The sequence below is a fragment of the Gelidibacter maritimus genome, from assembly GCF_014062315.1.
Classification (GTDB): Bacteria; Bacteroidota; Bacteroidia; order Flavobacteriales; family Flavobacteriaceae; genus Gelidibacter; species Gelidibacter maritimus.
In genome coordinates this window covers 472,632-493,112 of sequence record NZ_JACGLT010000002.1, presented here as the reverse complement: position 1 = coordinate 493,112, position 20,481 = coordinate 472,632, and the positions used below count along the sequence as shown (strand labels likewise).

At 36.9% G+C, this 20,481-nt stretch carries 15 protein-coding genes; 11 read left to right on the top strand and 4 right to left on the bottom strand.

Annotated features, from left to right (window positions below; all coding sequences use genetic code 11):
• The first annotated feature begins 95 nt into the window (after positions 1-95).
• The 3 genes from H3Z82_RS04385 to H3Z82_RS04375 all read left to right on the top strand — a co-directional run bounded on the left by H3Z82_RS04385 (position 96) and on the right by H3Z82_RS04375 (position 3,894).
• The gene (locus H3Z82_RS04385) at positions 96-2,105 is read left to right on the top strand and encodes a glutamine--tRNA ligase/YqeY domain fusion protein (protein WP_182202892.1); all 2,010 of its coding nucleotides are present in this window, start codon (positions 96-98) and stop codon (positions 2,103-2,105) included.
• Positions 2,106-2,116: 11 nt separating this feature from the next.
• A complete protein-coding gene (locus tag H3Z82_RS04380) occupies positions 2,117-3,268 on the top strand; it encodes a TPM domain-containing protein (RefSeq protein ID WP_182202890.1) in 1,152 nt (383 codons plus the stop codon).
• A 413-nt stretch (positions 3,269-3,681) separates the two neighbouring features.
• Positions 3,682-3,894, top strand: a complete 213-nt coding sequence (locus H3Z82_RS04375) for a hypothetical protein (RefSeq protein WP_182202888.1) — start codon at positions 3,682-3,684, stop codon at positions 3,892-3,894.
• A 148-nt stretch (positions 3,895-4,042) separates the two neighbouring features.
• Here the strand turns inward: H3Z82_RS04375 and H3Z82_RS04370 are convergent, their stop codons facing one another.
• Positions 4,043-4,975 carry an SPFH domain-containing protein gene (locus H3Z82_RS04370; RefSeq protein WP_182202885.1) on the bottom strand — a complete coding sequence of 311 codons (933 nt, stop codon included), beginning with the start codon at positions 4,973-4,975 and terminating at the stop codon, positions 4,043-4,045.
• Positions 4,976-5,066: 91 nt separating this feature from the next.
• Positions 5,067-6,578, bottom strand: a complete 1,512-nt coding sequence (gene gltX, locus H3Z82_RS04365) for a glutamate--tRNA ligase (RefSeq protein WP_182202883.1) — start codon at positions 6,576-6,578, stop codon at positions 5,067-5,069.
• Positions 6,579-7,160: 582 nt separating this feature from the next.
• Here gltX and H3Z82_RS04360 point away from each other — a divergent pair.
• From H3Z82_RS04360 to H3Z82_RS04340, 5 genes are all read left to right on the top strand, one after another.
• Positions 7,161-10,592 carry a DUF4175 family protein gene (locus H3Z82_RS04360; protein WP_182202880.1) on the top strand — a complete coding sequence of 1,144 codons (3,432 nt, stop codon included), beginning with the start codon at positions 7,161-7,163 and terminating at the stop codon, positions 10,590-10,592.
• Positions 10,579-10,989, top strand: a complete 411-nt coding sequence (gene ybeY, locus H3Z82_RS04355; protein WP_182202877.1) for an rRNA maturation RNase YbeY — start codon at positions 10,579-10,581, stop codon at positions 10,987-10,989. Before H3Z82_RS04360 ends, ybeY begins: the two co-directional genes overlap by 14 nt.
• A gap of 136 nt (positions 10,990-11,125) precedes the next feature.
• Positions 11,126-12,997, top strand: coding sequence for a tRNA uridine-5-carboxymethylaminomethyl(34) synthesis enzyme MnmG (gene mnmG / locus H3Z82_RS04350; RefSeq protein ID WP_182202875.1), 1,872 nt, complete (start codon positions 11,126-11,128; stop codon positions 12,995-12,997).
• Positions 12,998-13,339: 342 nt separating this feature from the next.
• Positions 13,340-14,215, top strand: a complete 876-nt coding sequence (locus tag H3Z82_RS04345) for a class I SAM-dependent methyltransferase (RefSeq protein WP_235982359.1) — start codon at positions 13,340-13,342, stop codon at positions 14,213-14,215.
• Between the two features lie 209 nt (positions 14,216-14,424).
• Positions 14,425-14,937 carry an OmpH family outer membrane protein gene (locus tag H3Z82_RS04340; protein ID WP_182202872.1) on the top strand — a complete coding sequence of 171 codons (513 nt, stop codon included), beginning with the start codon at positions 14,425-14,427 and terminating at the stop codon, positions 14,935-14,937.
• 40 nt (positions 14,938-14,977) lie between these two features.
• Here the strand turns inward: H3Z82_RS04340 and H3Z82_RS04335 are convergent, their stop codons facing one another.
• Positions 14,978-16,132, bottom strand: a complete 1,155-nt coding sequence (locus H3Z82_RS04335; RefSeq protein WP_182202869.1) for a DNA polymerase III subunit — start codon at positions 16,130-16,132, stop codon at positions 14,978-14,980.
• 123 nt (positions 16,133-16,255) lie between these two features.
• Between H3Z82_RS04335 and H3Z82_RS04330 the strand changes: the two genes are divergently transcribed.
• The 3 genes from H3Z82_RS04330 to H3Z82_RS04320 all read left to right on the top strand — a co-directional run bounded on the left by H3Z82_RS04330 (position 16,256) and on the right by H3Z82_RS04320 (position 20,187).
• Positions 16,256-17,443: a phosphoglycerate kinase gene (locus H3Z82_RS04330; protein ID WP_182202866.1), complete on the top strand. Its 1,188-nt coding sequence runs from the start codon at positions 16,256-16,258 to the stop codon at positions 17,441-17,443.
• A gap of 163 nt (positions 17,444-17,606) precedes the next feature.
• Positions 17,607-19,190: a lytic transglycosylase domain-containing protein gene (locus tag H3Z82_RS04325; RefSeq protein ID WP_182202864.1), complete on the top strand. Its 1,584-nt coding sequence runs from the start codon at positions 17,607-17,609 to the stop codon at positions 19,188-19,190.
• A 25-nt stretch (positions 19,191-19,215) separates the two neighbouring features.
• Positions 19,216-20,187, top strand: a complete 972-nt coding sequence (locus H3Z82_RS04320; RefSeq protein ID WP_182202861.1) for a DUF4837 family protein — start codon at positions 19,216-19,218, stop codon at positions 20,185-20,187.
• 77 nt (positions 20,188-20,264) lie between these two features.
• Here H3Z82_RS04320 and H3Z82_RS04315 read toward each other — a convergent pair whose 3' ends face one another.
• Complete coding sequence (locus H3Z82_RS04315) at positions 20,265-20,459, bottom strand: twin-arginine translocase TatA/TatE family subunit (RefSeq protein ID WP_182202859.1); 195 nt, start codon at positions 20,457-20,459, stop codon at positions 20,265-20,267.
• Between the last annotated feature and the right edge of the window lie 22 nt (positions 20,460-20,481).

Genomic DNA, 20,481 nt, shown 5'->3' with positions numbered 1-20,481 from the left:
GGCATTTAAAGAACTAAAAAAATCCTTAATTTTGCACAAGAATTCTTATGGTGTAATCCATCGAAACAACTAATAGGAAATTAACGAATAGTCGTATGTCAGAAGAAACAAAATCGCTCAACTTTATTGAGCATATTATAGAAGAAGATTTAGCCAAAGGGATGTCTAGAGATGACCTGCGATTTAGATTTCCGCCAGAACCCAATGGGTATTTGCATATTGGCCATACCAAGGCCATCGGCATCAGCTTTGGTTTGGGCGAAAAATATAATGCGCCGGTCAATTTGCGTTTTGATGACACCAATCCTATAAAAGAAGAACAGGAATATGTAGATGCCATTAAGGAAGATGTGGCGTGGTTAGGCTATACTTGGGAAAATGAAGTGTATTCGTCTGACTATTTTCAACAATTATATGATTGGGCCGTGCAACTTATTAAAGAAGGTAAGGCTTATGTAGATTCGCAGTCGTCTGAAGCCATGGCTGAGCAAAAAGGAACACCAACCCAACCAGGTGTTGACGGACCCTACAGAAATAGGAGTGTGGAAGAAAATCTCGATCTATTTGAAAGAATGAAAAACGGGGAGTTTGATGAGGGCTCTCACGTGTTGCGTGCAAAAATAGACATGGCACACACCAATATGCTGATGCGGGATCCGATTATGTACCGTATTTTAAAAAAATACCATCATAGAACCGGTTACGATTGGTGCATTTATCCAATGTACGATTGGACGCATGGAGAGAGTGATTATATAGAAAGCATTTCGCATAGTTTATGTTCGCTCGAATTTAAGCCTCATAGAGAGCTTTACGATTGGTTCTTGGACCAAGTTGTTGACGACGGTAAAATTCGTCCAAAACAACGCGAATTTGCACGTTTAAACCTTAGTTATACCATTATGAGCAAACGTAAGTTGCTCAAATTGGTCGAAGAAAATATTGTTTCGGGATGGGATGATCCACGGATGCCTACCATTTCGGGGTTACGCCGACGCGGCTATACGCCAAATGCCATTAAAAAGTTTATTGAAACGGTAGGGGTGGCGCGACGGGATAACATTATTGATGTGGCGCTTTTGGAATTTTGCATCCGTGAGGATTTGAATAAAACTGCACCACGAGTTATGGCCGTTTTGGATCCTGTGAAATTGGTCATAACTAATTATCCAGAAGGGAAAGAGGAGTGGCTTGAAGCAGAAAACAATCAGGAAGATGACAGTGCGGGGTTCAGAAAAGTTCCGTTTTCAAGAGAGTTATATATTGAAAGAGATGATTTTAAAGAACAAGCAGGTAAAAAATTTTTCCGATTGACTTTAGATCAGGAAGTGAGATTAAAGAATGCTTATATCGTAAAAGCTGAAAGTGTTGTGAAGGATGATGCTGGAAATATCTTGGAAATCCATGCCACCTATTCTGAAGATCCAAATATAAAAGTAAGAAGTACAATTCACTGGGTCTCCATAAAACACGCGGTAAAAGCTGAAGTTAGGGAGTATGACCGCTTGTTTATGCATGAATCACCAGACACACATCCTGAAAAGGATTTTATGGAATTCTTAAACCCAGAATCGTTAAAAGTAGTTACTGCTTATGTAGAGCCAAGTTTACGGGATGCCGAGGTAAACGATAGATTCCAGTTTCAACGCTTAGGCTATTTTAGTGTGGATAAGGATACCACTTCTGATAAGCTGGTTTTTAACAAAACGGTGGGCTTGCGTGATTCCTGGGCAAAGGAGTCTAAAGCGGCCGGTAAGACCGCTAACCAAACTCAAAATCAGTCAAAACCAAAAAACAACCGTCCACAACGTAAGCCCATAGATATTATTCAGCAATTAGGTAAAAAATACACCAATTTACCTGAAGAAAAACAATTGACTACCAAGGCAGAAATTCAAGAATTAGCAAAAAAAGTCACTTATGACGAGTTAGAGCCATGGTTTAAAACTGCAGCCAAAAAAGTGGGAACACGCATTGCCACGATGATTACTCTAAAGACCTTATTGGAAATGGGATTAGAGCGTAATGAAGAAATCGATGCCTTTATCACTGCTGGGAAAGAGGACAAAAATCAGATTTTAGCGGCTGAAGCTACGGCAATCTAAGTTTGATGCCCTTGAAAGCTTACATTCTGTTTTTGTGGATGTCTGTGTTCATCCAGTCTACTGGGTTTTCACAACAAATTTATCCGCAACTACATGAATTTAGCACTGATCAAGCAAATGTCATGTCTAATGAGCAATTGCGCTCTTTAAGGCAAAAATTGATCGATTTTGAAACCGAAACCAGCCATCAAATTGTGGTATTAACGATAGAAAGCCTGGGTAATGAGAGCATTGAAAATTATGCGCTTCAGGTTTTTGAACAAAATAAAATTGGACAGCTGGATAGAGACAACGGTTTGCTGATTTTATTTGCTGCAGAGGAACGTGCTGTACGGATAGAAGTTGGGTATGGGTTAGAACCTATCATTACGGATGCTATAAGTTCTCGATTGATTAGAACTATCATGATTCCTGAATTTAAGAAGGAACGGTATTTTAAAGGTATTGACTTAGCGACAGATGAAATTATTAGCATCATCAGTGATCCAAAATATTTTATCGATTCAGAAAATATTGAAGAATTTGGTTACGAAGATGATAATTTTCGGATGATACCATGGTGGGGAAAATTCTTGATTATTCTCTTTTTTGGAATATTTCTGACTGTCTTCTTATTTATAGGATTTCCTCTCCTTAAAAATGGTTTTAAAGATATGGTCAACCTATTCAGAGGGTTATTTTCTGGAGAAATAGGTATTTTTTTATTTCCTTTTATGTTTGTCGGCATCTGTTTTTCATTAATTTTTGGGCTCGTATTTACGTTTGCACCATTAATTGCCTTTTCGGTGATGCTCTCACAAGTCGTTTTTTATATCAATTTTGACACCCTGATAAGTAGTGTCAATGATATGAGATACTTCAGTTTGAATTATGTTCTTATCACGATTGGGGTTTTGTTAGTGGGCTTACCTATTCTTATTGCGGTTTTAATGGTGCTGAGATACAATAATGGTTTTAAACTTTCGCTCCTAAAAAGTAATAATGGATTTATAAATAAAAATCTTTCATTTCGTCAATCAACCGCTTCAAAATCATCAGGTCTTTCAAGTTATTCGCGTTCATCGCGGTCATCGGGATTTTCGAGATCAAGCTCTTCATCACGTAGCAGCTTTTCTGGAGGTGGAGGCAGGTCCGGTGGGGGCGGAGCTAGTGGACATTGGTAACCGATGATATATAATGCTGTTTTATAACCTATCTTGATCAGCACTATTGCTATATCAATTTAAATTTATGCTATTGCATAGAGCGCGTTGTTACTTTTTTGTATGGTGATGCTCTATTTGATTTCCATAGACTGAGCTATGAAAATTTTGACAAAGCTTGAATGTGGTAATATATCGCTAACTTGGTATGAATTGAAAAGCTGCGGATTAGCGTTCAAAAACTACGATCATCTTATCAATGAAGAACATGCAGTATTTTGTACTTGGATTGAACGATTATAAATGATGTCAATAAAACAGAAGAGTTGTCTAATCTTTAGTTTTAGACGTATAGCCATTTTAAAATCAGTATAATTATTTTGTTAACCCAAACGGATTATGTAGTTTAAATGATTCGAAAAACCCATTAAAAAATGAAAATATCACAAAATATATTGTCGGAAATCATGGAAATTACCAAAGATATTGAAGATAATTATCCAGAGCTTGAAAAATATTTAGATGAACGGCCTTTGACGCTTCCTAATGATAATGATCCGAAGGCTAAGGTTGATAATGAAGCGTTAAACAAATATTTGAGCAGCTTAAAGGCTTTGGTCAAGAAGTATAAGAAGAGTAGTATGTAATAAAAAAGACCAATTCATAAGTTATGAATTGGCCTCATATTCAGTTTATCTGTAATTATCCATAGTCTAAAGAAAGCAGAAATGTAAGTGCAATTCTCAAAATTCCAACCTTTGGAATTTTTGATTCAAAGCCCTTTGCTCTTCAGATTTAACTGTTTTTATCCTCATTTTTCTTCTTTAATTTTGCTTCTTTCATAGCTTCGCCAATCTGATTACTCGCTGTAAAACTGGCTACCATGTTGTTCAGCATATCACTGCCAGCTTGAGGAGAGTTAGGTAACAATATCAAGTTGCTATTAACATGCTCTCCAATAGATTGAAGCGTGTCATAATGTTGTGTCACTACAATCAGTGCTGAAGCTTCCTGAGAGTTGATTCCAACCCGGTTCAATACGTCAACTGATTCTTCCAATCCACGTGCAATTTCACGTCGTTGGTCGGCAATTCCCTGACCTTGCAATCGCTTACTTTCAGCTTCTGCCTTGGCGCGTTCTACTATTAAGATACGGGCGGCATCACCCTCAAACTGTGCGGCAATTTTTTCACGTTCAGAAGCGTTAATTCTATTCATTGCGGCTTTTACTTGAGCGTCTGGATCAATATCCGTGACCAGTGTTTTAATGATGTCATAGCCATAATCTGACATGGCATCATTCAGTTCGGTTTTTACGGCAATGGCGATATCGTCTTTTTTAACGAAGACGTCATCCAATTTCATTTTAGGCACTTCGGCACGTACCACATCAAATACATAGCTTGTAATCTGATCGTGGGCATAATCCAATTTATAAAAAGCATCATAAACTTTCTTGGAAATAACCATAAACTGAACCGATATTTTTAAACGTACAAAAACATCGTCCAAGGTTTTTGTTTCAACAATCACGTCTAATTGTTGGATTTTAAGGCTCATTCTACCTGCAATTCGGTCAATTATCGGAATTTTCATCTGAAGACCGGAATGCCGAATACTCTGAAATTTTCCAAAACGTTCTACTATGGCGGCTGATTGTTGCTTTACAGTAAAAAATGAAGAAATTAGTATGATTAATCCAATGATAATAAAGGGAATGGCAAACATAACATAGGTTTTTAATGGTGAGATAATGTAAAACACTAAATTAAGCTATATTTCCACTGTAACTTCCGTTTTATACTAGAAATCAACCCACTTATAAGGTTTGCACCAATTTATCAATACGTTGGACAGTTTCTGCTTTACCTATTAAAAACATAATTTCAAATACGTCAGGTCCTTGCATTGCACCAACCAAAGCTAGTCGTAAAGGTTGCATCACCTTACCAAATCCGACACCTTTTTTACCAATCCAGGCTTTCACATCGGTTTGAATGTTCTTAACCGTAAAATCTGATACATGGGTAATTACTTGCTCCAATTCGCTCATCAATTCACGGGTATCCTTGTTCATAACTTTAGCGAAAGCCTTCTCATCGTAAACTTGTGGTGCCTCAAAAAAGTAAGAAGATAGGTCCCAGAAATCGCTGATAAAAGTGGCACGTTCTTTAATGAGTCCAATGACCAATGCAATATAACCAGGGTCTATAGCTTTTAATTGTGGCTGATTTTCCTGAAAGATTTCGGCTAATTCATCGTCATTTTGATGTTGCATATATTGATGATTGAACCATTTGATCTTATCGGGATCAAAACGGGCACCAGATTTATGGACACGCTCCAATTCAAAAGCATCAACCAATTCTTCTAAACTAAATTGTTCTTGTTCTGTTCCAGGATTCCAGCCTAACAGTGCTAAAAAGTTGATCAGGCCATCGGCAAAATACCCGTCTTCTCTATAACCACGGGAGACATCGCCGGTTTGAGGATCTTTCCATTCTAAAGGAAATACAGGAAAACCTAATTTGTCGCCATCACGCTTGCTTAGCTTCCCTTTTCCGGTAGGTTTAAGCAACAAAGGTAAATGAGCAAATTGTGGTTTTTCCCATCCAAAAGCATCGTATAATTGATAGTGTAGGGCCAAAGAAGGCAACCATTCCTCACCGCGTATTACATGAGTGATTTCCATTAGATGATCATCTACAATATTGGCTAAGTGGTAGGTAGGCATGCCATCACTCTTAAACAAAACTTTATCATCTAAAATATTGGTATCAATAGTAATTTCACCTCTTATAATATCCTTTAAATGTAGAGTTTGGTCCTGAGGCGATTTGAATCGGATGACATAATCTTCTCCAGCATCCAACTTAGCTTGCGTTTCTTCTTTAGAAAGCGCTAATGAATTGAGCAAAAGCTTTCTATTGTGCCAATTATAAATAAAGGTTTTTCCTTTGGATTCATGATTTTTCCGCTGATGCTCTAAACTTTCGGCAGTGTCAAAGGCATAATAAGCATGGCCTGAAGCTATAAGTTTTTCAGCATATTCCTGATACAGATGTTTACGTTCACTTTGACGGTAAGGTCCAAATTTCTCATTGTGTTCAGGACCTTCATCAAAAGGAATTTGACACCAATTTAAAGCGTCAATAATATACTGTTCAGAACCTTCTACATAGCGGTTTTGGTCGGTATCTTCAATTCTGAGGATAAAAGAACCATTATGCTTTTTGGCAAATAAATAATTGTAAAGGGCAGTGCGGACACCACCAATATGTAAAGGTCCGGTTGGACTAGGTGCAAAGCGCACACGAACTTGATCGGTCATTTTGTAATGGATTTAGTATTACAAAGATAGATTTTTAAGAAGCAAGGTTCAAGGTTTTCGAGAGCAAAGTTTAGAGTTCAAAGTTCAGACCTTTGCTAATCTTTCACCCCAATACAAAAGATTCGGACAAACAAATGCGTAGACCCATTCTAAGTTTAGTTAATTATTCCATCATTGGTTTTGATACCACTAAGCTAGCATCAAATTTAAAAGGGTAATTCTTTGACCTACTTAGTTAGCCTTTCTGCTCTTGCCGATAGGAAACCCCTAGAAATTCTTGATCTTTAACTTGGACTTCCAAGAGTTTTCACACTGCGCATTAGAAGGCTTGGCACGCAAAAATACAGTTACTGATATACACGAGTATTTGACTGCCCTTACCCTAACCTAGCCTTACCACAATGAGACCATTTGAAATAGCATCATCAACTTCAATTTCAAGCTCATTAATTACACTTCTTAATTAACACAAGCTTATCATATTTAGAGGGTTACAGATTAAAATAAAATTGTAGTTTAGTAAGTTATATATTTATACTTAATTTACCCTAAACCTAAATCTTTAAAATAATCACCAAATCAGTGTTAAACAATTTCAAAAGCATACAATCCAAGCTCGAACAGTTTATCAGGCGCTATTATATAAACGATTTGCTCAAGGGCACGATTTTATTTTTTGCCATTGGCTTGCTGTATCTTTTATTCACCTTATTTATTGAATATGTGTTGTGGTTAGGACCAACGGCAAGAACCATTCTTTTCTGGGTCTTTATAGCGGTAGAATTGGCCTTATTTGTCCGATTTATTCTTTGGCCATTGTCAAAACTATTTAAACTTCAAAAAGGAATTGATTATGAACAGGCCTCCCATATTATCGGCAAGCACTTTCCGGAAGTCAATGATAAATTGTTGAATGTGCTTCAGCTCCAAAAAAATTCTGAACATTCCGAACTTTTATTGGCAAGCATAGAACAAAAATCGGCCGAATTGAAACCCGTTCCCTTCAAATTAGCTATAAATTTTAATAAGAACGTAAAGTATCTTAAATATGCTGCAATTCCCGTTCTTATTTTAGTCTTGACATTTATTACCGGCCATTTTAATTGGTTTAGTGATAGCTATGAACGTGTTGTAAATTATAAAACAGCTTATGAGCCGCCAGCCCCTTTTCAGTTTTTTGTGGTTAATGAAAACCTTCAAGCTATAGAGAATAAAGACTTTAAATTGGTCATTAAGACGGCTGGTCAATTAATCCCAGAAAACGCACAAATTCACTATTCAGGAGAAACTTATTTTCTAAGGCAAACCGAACCGGGAGCCTTTGAATATGTTTTCCCAAGTTTAAAAAATCCGATTTCTTTTACACTTTCAGCAAATAAAGTGGTCTCTAAAACATACCAATTGCAGGTTGTTAATGTACCCACCTTAGTAAATTTTGAAATGGTATTGGATTACCCTTCATATACCAATAGAGTAGATGAGACTTTAAAAAGCACGGGAAATACGACAATTCCAGAAGGCACTAAAGTGACCTGGAAAATTAATACCCAAGCTACGGATGAAGTTATAATGTATAGTAAGGATACCTTACATTTTGATCTGAAATCTAACAATACTTTTGAAGCCACTAAACGGTTGTTTTCAAGATTGGATTATAATATAGCCACGAGTAATCGAGATCTTAAAGATTATGAAAATTTATCCTATAGTATTCAGGTGATAAAAGATGCGTATCCTGAACTCAATATTAAGGTTGAAAGGGATACGATCGATAATCAGTCGCTTTATTTTTACGGTCAAGCCAGTGATGATTATGGGCTGAGTAGATTACAGTTAGTGTATTATGTTGCTGAAAATGAGGATAATATACAAATTCAGACTCTTCCCATTTCAACTTCTAATTTTGAAGAATTTGTCACCGCATTTCCTAATAATATCCTATTAGAGGAGGGGAATACTTACGAATTGTATTTTGAAGTCTTTGATAATGATGCTATCCATAATTTTAAGAGCGTAAAAAGTCCGGTGTTTACTTATAGAAAACTCACTAAAGATGAAGAGGAGATAAAACGGCTGAAAGAGCAAAGTGAAACCATCAAGAACTTGGATAATTCGTTTGAGAAAATGAAATTGCAAGAAAAGCAATTGGAAGAGTTATCAAGAACGCAAAAGGAAAAGGAACAGCTTAATTTTAATGATAAGAAAAAACTCGAAAATTTCATAAAGCGTCAAAAGCAACAGGAGGAAATGATGCAGAATTTCAACCAACGTCTTAAGGATAATCTTGAGGATTTTCAACCTGAAAATACCGAGAATGATCCCTTTAAGGAAGATTTAAAAGAACGCTTAAAAGACAATGAGGCACAACTCCAAAAGGACGAGCAATTGTTAAAGGAACTTGAACAGCTTCAAAATAAAATCCAAAGAGAAGAGTTAACGGAGAAATTAAATCAATTAGCTAAACAAAATAAGAATAAACAAAGGGGTCTTCAGCAATTATTAGAGTTGACCAAACGTTATTATGTTGCAAAAAAGGCTGAGAAATTGCAGCATGTACTTGAAAAATTGGCCGGTAAGCAAGATCAATTATCTAAAGAAGAAAAGGAAACCAATACCAAGGAGAAGCAAGATGAATTAAATAGAGAGTTTGAAGAATTTCAAAAGGAATTGGAAGATCTCAAGAAAGAAAATCAGGCATTAAAAAAGCCGTTGGATGTTCCTCAGGATAAAGCGTTGGAAAAAGAAATAGAAAAGGATCAACAGGATGCTTCTGATGAGCTTCAAAAGAAAAGGGAAGCTGAGGATAATAATGACACCAACAATGCCAATCAAAAACAAAAGGACGCACAAAAAAAACAGAAGGATGCCTCAAAAAAAATGAAGGAAATGAGTTCTAAAATGGCTCAGTCCATGATGTCAGGAGGTCAAGAACAAATGCAGGAAGATGCGACCATGTTACGTCAGATATTAAAGAACCTATTATTATTTTCTTTTGAACAAGAGGAATTGATGGATCAGTTCAAAAACATCCAAATTAATCATAATCAGTATGGAAAATTTCTGCGCAGGCAAAGTAGTTTACGTGAGCATTTTGAGCATATTGATGATAGTCTTTTTGCATTGTCACTTCGGCAACCAAAACTATCAGAACATGTAAATTCCAAGATTACTGATGTCTTTTTCAATATTGATAAATCTATGGAAGAGCTCTCTGAGAATATGCTTTATAAAGGTGTGGCCACTCAGCAGTATACCATGACAGCAACCAACGATTTAGCTAATTTTTTGAGTGATGTGTTAGACAATATGGAAGCGGATATGAATCCTTCTCAAGGTGATGGTTCTGGGCAAGGACAGGGACAAGGTGGAGGTTCTGGTGGTATGCAATTACCTGATATTATTATGAGCCAGGAAGAATTGAATAAACAGATGGAAGAAGGTTTGAAAAAGAATAAATCTGGCAAGGATAAGAATGGTAATGGTAATGAAGACGGTAGAGGTATGGATGGTGAACAAGGTGGGGGGGACTCAGGAAATAACGGTAAGGAAGGTAGTGAAGGGAATCAACAAGGTGAGGGTGAAAGTTCTTCGGAGCACATGAATGGCGAGTTATATCGAATCTACCAACAACAGCAACAATTAAGAATGGCTTTGGAAGAGAAATTGAAAGATTTAGGCAATGGCTTAGAAGGACAGCAGTTATTGAAGCAAATGGAAAGCGTTGAGTCTGATTTGATCAATAAAGGGTTTACCAATCAAACACTGCAGCGGATGATGAATTTGCAGCATCAACTTTTAAAACTTGAAAATGCTACGTTCTTACAGGGCGAAGAAAATAGAAGAGAATCCAATACCAATACTAAACAGTTTGAGAACTCTATAAACGATCAAATTCCTACCGCTAAAGAATATTTTAATACTACTGAAATATTAAATCGACAAGCTTTACCTTTGCAACAAATTTACAAACAAAAGGTACAGGACTATTTTAAAAAGGAGAATGATCAGCTTTAATTACGAAACCGAATTTGAATTGCATAATGAAGACCAGCTATCGGTTTGGATTACTAATGCCATTTTGAACGAAGGTTTTAGGCAAGGGGAAATCAACTATATTTTTTGCGATGATGCCTATCTTTTAGATCTTAATATTGAATTTTTGGATCACGATACCTTAACTGATATTATTAGTTTTGATTACACACTTGGCAAACTTATTAGTGGTGACATCTATATCTCAATTGAAAGAGTTAAGGAGAACGCCAATGATTTTGATGTTACTTTTGATAATGAATTGAAACGAGTTATGATTCATGGTATCCTTCATTATTGTGGTTATAAAGACAAATCTGGGTCGGACCAAGCCGAAATGCGTTCGAAAGAAAACTACTACATTTCGAAATTATCATAAGTATCAGGAAATCAACGTATATTTGCAAACTTTTATTTTAGGATAACTTTTTTCCGATGTACTGATGGACCTAATTCTGGTCTCAAATAAACTTATTGTTCCACGTGGAACAATCGAATTAAAAAATTAACAAACAATGTTTGATAAAGTATATGATGTAATTGTTGTTGGCGGTGGCCATGCTGGAAGTGAAGCTGCGGCAGCGGCGGCCAATATGAGGAGTTCAACATTATTGATTACTATGAACCTTCAAAATATCGCACAGATGTCCTGTAATCCGGCTATGGGTGGCATTGCAAAGGGGCAAATTCTGCGAGAAATTGATGCCTTAGGTGGATATAGTGGGATTGTAAGTGATACGTCCGCAATACAGTTTAAAATGCTTAACAAATCCAAGGGTCCCGCTATGTGGAGTCCTAGGGTGCAAAGTGATCGGATGCGTTTTGCTGAAGATTGGCGATTGATGCTCGAAAATACCCCAAATCTTGATTTTTACCAAGATATGGTTTCGACATTAATTGTGGACAATGATGAAGTTGTTGGAGTAAGAACCTCGCTTGGTTTAGAAGTAAGTGCGAAAACGGTTGTGCTCACCAACGGTACCTTTTTGAATGGATTGATCCATATAGGTGATAAAAATTTTGGTGGTGGTAGAGCAGGTGAGAGGGCAGCTACCGGAATTACTGAGCAATTAGTTGAGTTGGGTTTTGAGTCTGGTAGAATGAAAACAGGAACGCCCCCAAGAGTCGATGGTCGTTCTTTGGATTATTCCAAAATGGTTGTTCAGCCCGGAGATGAGGTTCCTGAAAAGTTCTCTTATTCAGATGTGACCAAACCATTGACAGAACAACGTGATTGCCATATGAGCTTTACCAGTCCGTTGGTTCACGATTTATTACGGGAAGGATTTGAACGTTCGCCAATGTTTAATGGGCGAATTAAAAGTACCGGACCAAGATATTGTCCTTCCATAGAAGATAAGATCAATCGGTTTGCCACTAAAGATAGGCATCAAATATTTGTTGAACCGGAGGGTTGGAATACCGTAGAGGTTTATGTCAATGGGTTCTCAACTTCACTTCCGGAAGATATTCAATTTAAAGCGTTACGATCGGTTGTTGGTTTTGAAAAAGTGAAATTTTTCAGGCCTGGATATGCTATCGAATATGATTATTTTCCACCAACTCAGTTAAAGCATACCTTAGAAACCAAATTGATTAAGGGTTTGTTTTTTGCCGGGCAGATAAATGGAACCACAGGATATGAGGAAGCTGCTTCACAAGGTTTGATTGCGGGAATAAATGCCGCCCTTCAGGTTCAGGAACGTGAGGAATTTACCCTAAAACGCAATGAAGCCTATATAGGTGTTTTAATTGATGATCTGATTACAAAAGGTACAGAAGAGCCGTATCGTATGTTTACATCCAGAGCCGAATACCGAACCTTATTGAGACAGGATAACGCCGATTTAAGATTGACCCCTAAAGGGTATGAACTTGGTTTGGCTAGTGAAAAACGTCTGAGAAGAATGGAAGAGAAACATTCCAAGTCGGAAGCTTTTGTTGAATTTTTTAAGCAAACAAGTGTTCAGGCAGAGGATATCAATCCTATTTTGGAAGCGAATGATTCTGCTTTGGTAAATCAATCTGGAAAATTGTTTAAGATTTTTGCTCGGCCTAATATTTCGATGGACGACGTTAGACAAATTGAAAGTGTTGAAGCATATGTTCAAGAGCATAACCTCGATAAAGAAACCATTGAACAAGCAGAGATTCAGGTAAAATATTCAGGATATATTGATAAAGAGAAGAACAATGCGGATAAGCTGAATCGACTGGAGGATTTGAAGATTCCTGAAGGATTTGATTATTCTAAATTGAAATCCATGAGTATCGAAGCACGTCAAAAATTGGAGAAAATCCAACCACGAACCATTTCGCAGGCTTCCCGAATCAGTGGTGTAACACCTAGTGATGTATCCGTCCTTTTGGTCTACATGGGTAGATAAGTGGTAATATTGACTGAAATGTTCCACGTGGAACGTATAGTTTTTTATATGAGCATTGTCTCTAATCTAAAGAGATACCAGTCTAATTAAATAAACCTTTGTTCAATATTTTTTAACTATAATGTTTTAAGCGTCGTATATCTGTCGGAAAAAGGTCAGAATAAATTGATGGCAATCGCCTGAACGGTCGGGCAGGTTAGTGTTGTATAATTAATTCGAAATCGAACGAAGAGCTCACGACTTTTTATAGATTTAAATTTTCAAAAAGTATTAATCAATTGTTGCAAAAGATTCAAGCTATTGATTAATTTCGCTTCCGTAAAATCATTCTAAAATCATCTATTGAGCGTGTCAGATCCGTTGCAAAAAAACTGCTATATCAAAGTAAAGGATTACTCAGTTTCCCAAGAAAGTTTTGAGTTATTGTACAATGACGAATTGGAAATGCTCGAAACTTTTCCGCAACCGTCCGAAAGTAAATTACCGGAATATTATAAAAGTGAGGATTATATTTCGCACACGGACGCAAAGAGGAATGTCTTTGAAAAGCTCTACCATCTTGTAAAAGGGATTGCATTAAAACGAAAACTAAAACTTATCAATTCAGTAAGTCAAGAATCAAAATCGGTGTTGGATGTTGGATGCGGTACTGGTGATTTTTTGCAGGTAGCGCTAAAAGCAGGTTGGGCCATAACCGGAATTGAACCTAATGAGCAAGCTAGAGCAATTGCCAACAAAAAAACAAATCATTCTGTATTTGAAACAGAGCAACTTTTTAAATTTGAAGCAAATCGTTTTGACGTGATAACGTTATGGCACGTTTTGGAACATTTACCAGAACTTGAAGCGCATTTTGATCTGTTTAATAAGTTACTAAAACCAGATGGTGTGCTTATTATTGCCGTGCCTAATTATAAAAGTTTCGATGCAAACCTATACAAGCAGTTTTGGGCTGCCTATGATGTTCCAAGACATTTATGGCATTTTAGTCAAACTTCCATAAAAAAGTTGGCACATAAAGTCAACATGACTTTGCTCAGTACGAAGCCAATGCTCTTTGATGCTTTTTATGTGAGCCTCCTTTCGGAAAAATATAAATCCGGAAGCATGAATTATATTAAAGGGTTCTGGAATGGTTTTCGTTCAAATTTGAAGGCGCGGTCTTCCGGAGAGTATTCTTCCCTGATTTATGTTATAAAGCATCAAAAAACTAAATAGGAGGGATTTTACGGGTTTTATCGCCCTTTAGCGACGGTTTACCTATCCTTGCAATCAAAACCTTCTTAAAACGTTTTCTGTGACGTCATTTTACATTGATTTTATTTATGGCCACGATTTTTACTATTAATTAAAACTATATTGTATATTTTCTTAAATATCACCTCGACTTTATTACATTTGCATCGAAATTTTAATAAACACAAAAAATGAGAAAAGGATTTATCGCTCTATTAACTTTAGTGATGTTATCATCATGTCAAGAGCAAGCAAAAATTGGATTTGTTGATAATAGCAAATTGATTAACGATTACCAGAAGAAAAAAGACATTGAAGCTAAATTTCAGGTTGAAATTGATGCCTTCAACAAAAAGGTAGATAGTATTGGTCAATCCTTTCAAGCTTTAGCTGCCGAAATGCAGGAGAAGGATCCTCAGATGGTGAAAAAAAGTTCGCAAGAGCAATATCAAGCCTTAGCGCAACAGTACCAACGTTTCCAACAACAATTTCAGATGGAAGAACAAGAAATTCAAAAAAAGAGCCAATCTCAAATAGATACACTTATTAAAGACATCAGATCTTTTGTGAAAGATTATGGTGAGAAGAATGGATATGCTTTCATACTAGGAAGTAATGAAGCTGGAAGTGTGATGTACGGTGAGGAAAGTCAGGATTTAACTAAAGATATTTTGGACGCGCTTAACGCCGAAAAAAAAGATTAATGCCTTAAATTAATCGTAGATATCTAACAAGAGCCAGTTTTTAACTGGCTTTTTTGTGTAATAACCGCGTCAATTTAATGGAGAGATCGGTTAAAATTATTTTAGAATTCCCATTGCGTTCAATATGATAAATAGCATCTTGAAGTTCTTGACTGATATCCATAATATTACCTTCATGGACAAAAGGCGCAAAATTTTCCAATTTAAAGTTTTTGGTTTTCGGTTCAATAAACACCAATTGATTGGCATTATAGTTCATCATTAGCGCTTGTCGGAAAAAATCAATGCAAAACTGTAGAAACTGTTTTTGTGTTTCACGTCCGGTTTTGGCAACTTGTTCGCTCCAACTGATCAGGTCGTGAATAGCAGCTTTGTTGCCTTTTGCTTTAAAGGCGCTACGAATCCAAAAAACAAACCATTCTTCAAATTGAATGTCTTCAGAGTCGTGATAGACCAAATCGCAGGCTTTATTGTAATTTCCGTCTGATTGTCGGGCGATCTTTGTTGCGGTAGCTTCATCAATTTGGTAATTTTTCTTGAGCGCTTCCTTTATGACCACTTCGGCCAATGGCGGAAAATGCAAAACTTGACATCGGGATCGAATGGTGTTGATAATTTGCCCTTCATCCTCCGCTATAAGGATAAATACGGTTTTTGAAGGAGGTTCTTCAATGAGTTTCAAGAGTTTGTTGGCTGCTGAAGTATTCATACGCTCAGCCATCCAGATCAACATAATTTTGTAGCCACCTTCATACGATTTTAAAGAGAGTGACTTCACAATGTTCAGAGCTTCATCAACCCCGATTTGTCCCTGTTTATTATCAATGCCTAAAATGCGGTACCAATCAAAAAGATTCCCATACGGTTGCTCTTTTAATAGTTGTCGCCATTCATTTAAAAAATTACTTGAAACAGGATGGCTTTTAACTCTATCTGTCGTTGCAACTGGGAAAGCAAAATGTAGATCAGGATGTGAAAAGTTTTTAAACTTCAAATTGCAAGCGTCGTTTCCGCCTTGGTTTTCAGAATTCGTATTGCCGCAAAGTATATATTGTGCATAGGCAATGGCCATAGGTAAAGTTCCCGATCCTTCAGGCCCGACAAATAATTGTGCATGAGGGATGCGCCCATTGTCCACGCTTTGGGTTAAGTGGTTTTTAAGATGATCTTGGCCTAGTATTTTGTCAAATTGCATGGCACAAAACTATGTATTTTTTTCCATTAAAAATTTATGCAAATCCAATTCCTAAAAGAATGCATTTATTATCATTTCAGAATTGGTTACATTTGTTTCCATTTTATTTAAAAACAGACACCTATGAAAACTTTGAACGATTTCAATTTTAAAGATAAGAAAGCACTCATAAGAGTGGATTTTAACGTGCCTTTGGACGATGAATTTACGGTTACCGACGACAGCAGGATTGTTGCTGCCAAACCGACAATACTAAAAATATTGGAAGATGGCGGTAGTTGTATTTTAATGTCACACCTTGGCCGACCAAAAGGCTTTCAAAGTGAATTCTCTTTAAAACATATCCATGCTAAAGTGGAAGATATCATTGGCGTTAAAACTATGTTTGTCAATAATAGTATCGGTGGGGAAGCGCAGGCCGCTGCTGATAATTTAAAACCGGGTGAAATATTACTTCTTGAGAACTTAAGGTTTCATCCAGAGGAAGAGGCTGGGGATAAGGGATTTGCCGAGGCATTATCCAAATTGGCAGATGTTTTTGTAAATGATGCTTTTGGAACCGCACATAGAGCACATGCCTCAACGGCCATTATTGCCGATTTCTTCCCAGAGAGAAAATATTTCGGCTACCTCATGGAGCAGGAAATTGAAAGCATCAAGAAAGTAATGGAAAATGGAGAAAAACCTGTACTGGCCATCCTTGGTGGTGCGAAAGTATCTTCTAAAATTACCATTATTGAAAACATATTGGATAAAGTGGACCATTTAATTATTGGAGGCGGCATGACATTTACCTTTGTCAAGGCACAAGGTGGAAAAATTGGTGATTCTATCTGTGAAGATGATAAAATGGAATTGGCTTTGGAAATCTTGAAAAAAGCGAAAGAAAAAAACGTAGAAGTTCATCTTCCGGTTGATGTCGTTGCCGCCGACGCGTTTAGTAATGATGCCAAGACTCAAGTTTTAAAAGTGAGTGAAATTCCTGATGGATGGCAAGGTTTGGATGCAGGGCCACAAACGATTGAAAATTTTCATGAGGTGGTTCTTGAATGTAAAACTATTTTATGGAATGGACCTTTAGGCGTTTTTGAAATGGAGAATTTTGCAAAAGGTACCATCGAACTTGGAAAGTCGATTGCGGAAGCTACCAAAAAAGGCGCTTTTTCTCTTGTTGGTGGTGGCGATTCAGTGGCTGCCGTGAAAGAATTTGGCTTTGAAGATAAAGTGAGTTACGTGAGTACTGGCGGTGGGGCAATGCTTGAAAGCTTAGAAGGAAAATCACTCCCAGGAATTGCTGCCATCATGAAATAGGCATCTCGATTAGAGGCTGATATCTAAGTGAATTATTGGACAAAAGGACGATTTATTCGACGAAATGCAGTTTGCTGTGTTAAAATCTTGTTTTGTACGCTCATTTTAGATATTATTGTACGATTTTAACCAACGCAACGTTGATTTATAAAACACCTTACTAATGAACCAAAAACTAGCATATTTAACTTTTGGTGCCTTATGTGTGTATGGCTTAAGTTTTTCGCAAATAAAAACAGTGAAAAATGACAGCACTACTGCCGCACCTCATAAAATTGATTTAGTTCAAATTGATTCCATTAGTGATGGGAAAAATTTAGCTATTAAGGAAATAGAACCTGTAACCGACTCCTTGTCTTCAAAAACTATTGAAGATTTGCAACTGGCCTCAGAATTTGATCAAAAATGGCTTGAAGAATTATATAGCAACGAATTGTTTGATAGTATTTATGCTTCTGTTACAGATTTAAAATATGATGCGGTTGATTATCCAGAGTTGCCTACAGACACTTTAAAAGCAAGATTGCATAAGTTAAGTGCCAAGACGCCATTTAATATTGAATACAATGAGTCTTTAGAAAGTGTCATCAAATCCTACTTAAAACACCGACGCAATTCTCTGGAACGATTGATGTCTCTGAGCGATTATTATTTCCCAATGTTTGAAAGAGAGTTGGACAATTATAATATTCCGTTAGAAGTAAAATATTTGGCCATTGTAGAGTCAGCCTTAAAACCACGAGCAAAGTCGCGCGTAGGCGCCACAGGTTTATGGCAATTTATGTTTGCTACCGGGAAGCAATATAATTTAAATGTCAGCAGTTATGTAGATGAGCGTAGTGATCCGCTTAAATCTACAGAAGCGGCCAGTAAATATCTGGCGCGGCTCTATGAGATATTTGGCGATTGGGATTTAGCTTTGGCTTCATATAACTGCGGTCCGGGCAACGTCAGTAAAGCAATACGCCGTTCAGGTGGTTATGAAAACTATTGGAATATCAGACCTTATTTACCAAGGGAAACGGCAGGTTATTTGCCAGCCTTTTTAGCCACCATGTATATTTTTGAATATGCTGAAGAGCACGGATTTAAAAAACACCGACCAGATTTTAGATATATCGATACTGATACGATACACGTTAAGCAAACCATTAGTTTAGATCAGGTTTCAGAATTATTGGAACTGCCAATGGAAGAATTACAGTTTCTAAATCCTTCGTATAAGTTGGATATCATTCCGTTTGTTGAAGGTAAGAATTATACCTTAAGGTTGCCAAGACATGCCGTTGGAAGGTTTGTGACCAACGAAGCGAGCATTTATGAGTTTGTCAACAATGAAATGAACAAACGCGAAAAACCATTACCTCAATTGTTTAATTCTGAAACCAAAACGACCTATAGAGTAGTTTCAGGTGATAATTTAGGAAAAATAGCACGACAATTTGGGGTGCGTGTTTCCCAATTGAAACAGTGGAATGGTTTGCGGAGTAATAATATAAGAATTGGGCAGCGCCTAACCATCTATAGAACGCAACCAACAACTTCAGCGTCAAAATCTGTGGCCTCAAAATCGAATAACCAAAATGCTGCCTCCGGCGGTTCTCAAACCTATAAAGTAAGGTCAGGAGATTCCTTATGGAGCATTTCAAGAAAATTTCCTGGAGTTTCAATTCAAAATATCAAAGATTGGAACGATATTAGTGGTAGTAATTTAAAAGTAGGAACAACACTTAAACTTTCACGATAAGTGTTATAAAATTAAAAACCACACCATGAAAACAATTTATGCTATTGCCATTTCTTTATTCTTGTTTACATCCTGTAACAATGGCAAAGACCAACGCATCATTCCTTCATCTAGCGGCAACATCAATAATCTGTTGGTAGTTGTTGATAATTTACTTTGGGATGACAGTGTAGGCGAGACCATTAGAGACGTTGTTGCAGCCTCCATTCCGCTTTTAACTCCAGAAGAACCCGTATTTTCACTCAACCAAATGCCACCAATGGTATTTGAGGGCTTTGCGACTAAAAACAGAATTATTTTAAAAATTGAAAAGGGTGGAGAAGCAGGAATGGCCATAAAAAGTAATGTCTATGCAAGACCTCAAACCGTTGTTGTTGTTTCAGGAAAAACTGATCAACAAATTAAAGATCAGTTAGAAAGCAATGCCGACGAGATAATTGCCGCTTTTAAAAAGGAAGAATTAAAAGAAAACCAGCGCCGCATCAAGATCTCGTTGATGGATGATCAACCCCTTGAAGAAACTTTAGGCGTCAATTTGAACTTTCAAACCGCTTATCGCATAGCAAAGCAAGAAAAGGACTTCTTTTGGATCAGAAAAGATATTCCTACGGGCACCATGGACATCATGATTTATGAGGTGCCACTTAGCACCATTAAAAAAGGCGATAGTGCTATTGTGGATATTGTAAGAATGAGAGATTCTATTGGAAAAGTTCATATTCCAGGCCCCGTGGAAGGTTCTTATATGATTACTGAAGAAGCGTATACACCCTATTTAAATGAAACTACGGTTGACGGAAAACCAGCATTTGAATCGAGAGGTATTTGGGATGTGAAGAATGCCTTTATGGCTGGCCCTTTTATAAATTATGCCATTGAGGATAAAGCAAATAATAGATATGTGGTTATTGAAGGTTATGTGTTTTCGCCGTCGGTTGAAAAACGTAACAATATTTTTGAACTTGAAGCCATCCTAAAATCGATTAAGATAAAATAAAACCACACAATTAAATTACATGAAACAAAAAAGAGCCAACGGTTTAAGTTAGCTCTTTTTTCTTTTATAAGATTTAATTACTGCTTTTTATCAGTGGATGTGCTTGTTTCATCACCTTCTTCCTTACTGGCATCCTTAAATTCCTTAATGCCACTGCCTAATCCTCTCATGAGTTCTGGAATTTTCTTGCCTCCAAAAAGCAATAATACCAATACGACTACGACTACAATTTGCCATGGTCCAACCGCTAAAAAAATACTTGATGCTATCATAACATTTTATTTGAACTGCAAA

What these genes read in the sequence shown, in the direction of transcription:
- H3Z82_RS04385 (WP_182202892.1), top strand. Translation starts at nt 96, where the DNA reads ATGTCAGAAGAAACAAAATCGCTCAACTTTATTGAGCATATTATAGAA.
- H3Z82_RS04375 (WP_182202888.1), top strand. Translation starts at nt 3,682, where the DNA reads ATGAAAATATCACAAAATATATTGTCGGAAATCATGGAAATTACCAAA.
- H3Z82_RS04370 (WP_182202885.1), bottom strand. Translation starts at nt 4,975, where the DNA reads ATGTTTGCCATTCCCTTTATTATCATTGGATTAATCATACTAATTTCT.
- gltX (WP_182202883.1), bottom strand. Translation starts at nt 6,578, where the DNA reads ATGACCGATCAAGTTCGTGTGCGCTTTGCACCTAGTCCAACCGGACCT.
- ybeY (WP_182202877.1), top strand. Translation starts at nt 10,579, where the DNA reads ATGATCAGCTTTAATTACGAAACCGAATTTGAATTGCATAATGAAGAC.
- mnmG (WP_182202875.1), top strand. Translation starts at nt 11,126, where the DNA reads ATGTTTGATAAAGTATATGATGTAATTGTTGTTGGCGGTGGCCATGCT.
- H3Z82_RS04340 (WP_182202872.1), top strand. Translation starts at nt 14,425, where the DNA reads ATGAGAAAAGGATTTATCGCTCTATTAACTTTAGTGATGTTATCATCA.
- H3Z82_RS04335 (WP_182202869.1), bottom strand. Translation starts at nt 16,132, where the DNA reads ATGCAATTTGACAAAATACTAGGCCAAGATCATCTTAAAAACCACTTA.
- H3Z82_RS04330 (WP_182202866.1), top strand. Translation starts at nt 16,256, where the DNA reads ATGAAAACTTTGAACGATTTCAATTTTAAAGATAAGAAAGCACTCATA.
- H3Z82_RS04325 (WP_182202864.1), top strand. Translation starts at nt 17,607, where the DNA reads ATGAACCAAAAACTAGCATATTTAACTTTTGGTGCCTTATGTGTGTAT.
- H3Z82_RS04320 (WP_182202861.1), top strand. Translation starts at nt 19,216, where the DNA reads ATGAAAACAATTTATGCTATTGCCATTTCTTTATTCTTGTTTACATCC.
- H3Z82_RS04315 (WP_182202859.1), bottom strand. Translation starts at nt 20,459, where the DNA reads ATGATAGCATCAAGTATTTTTTTAGCGGTTGGACCATGGCAAATTGTA.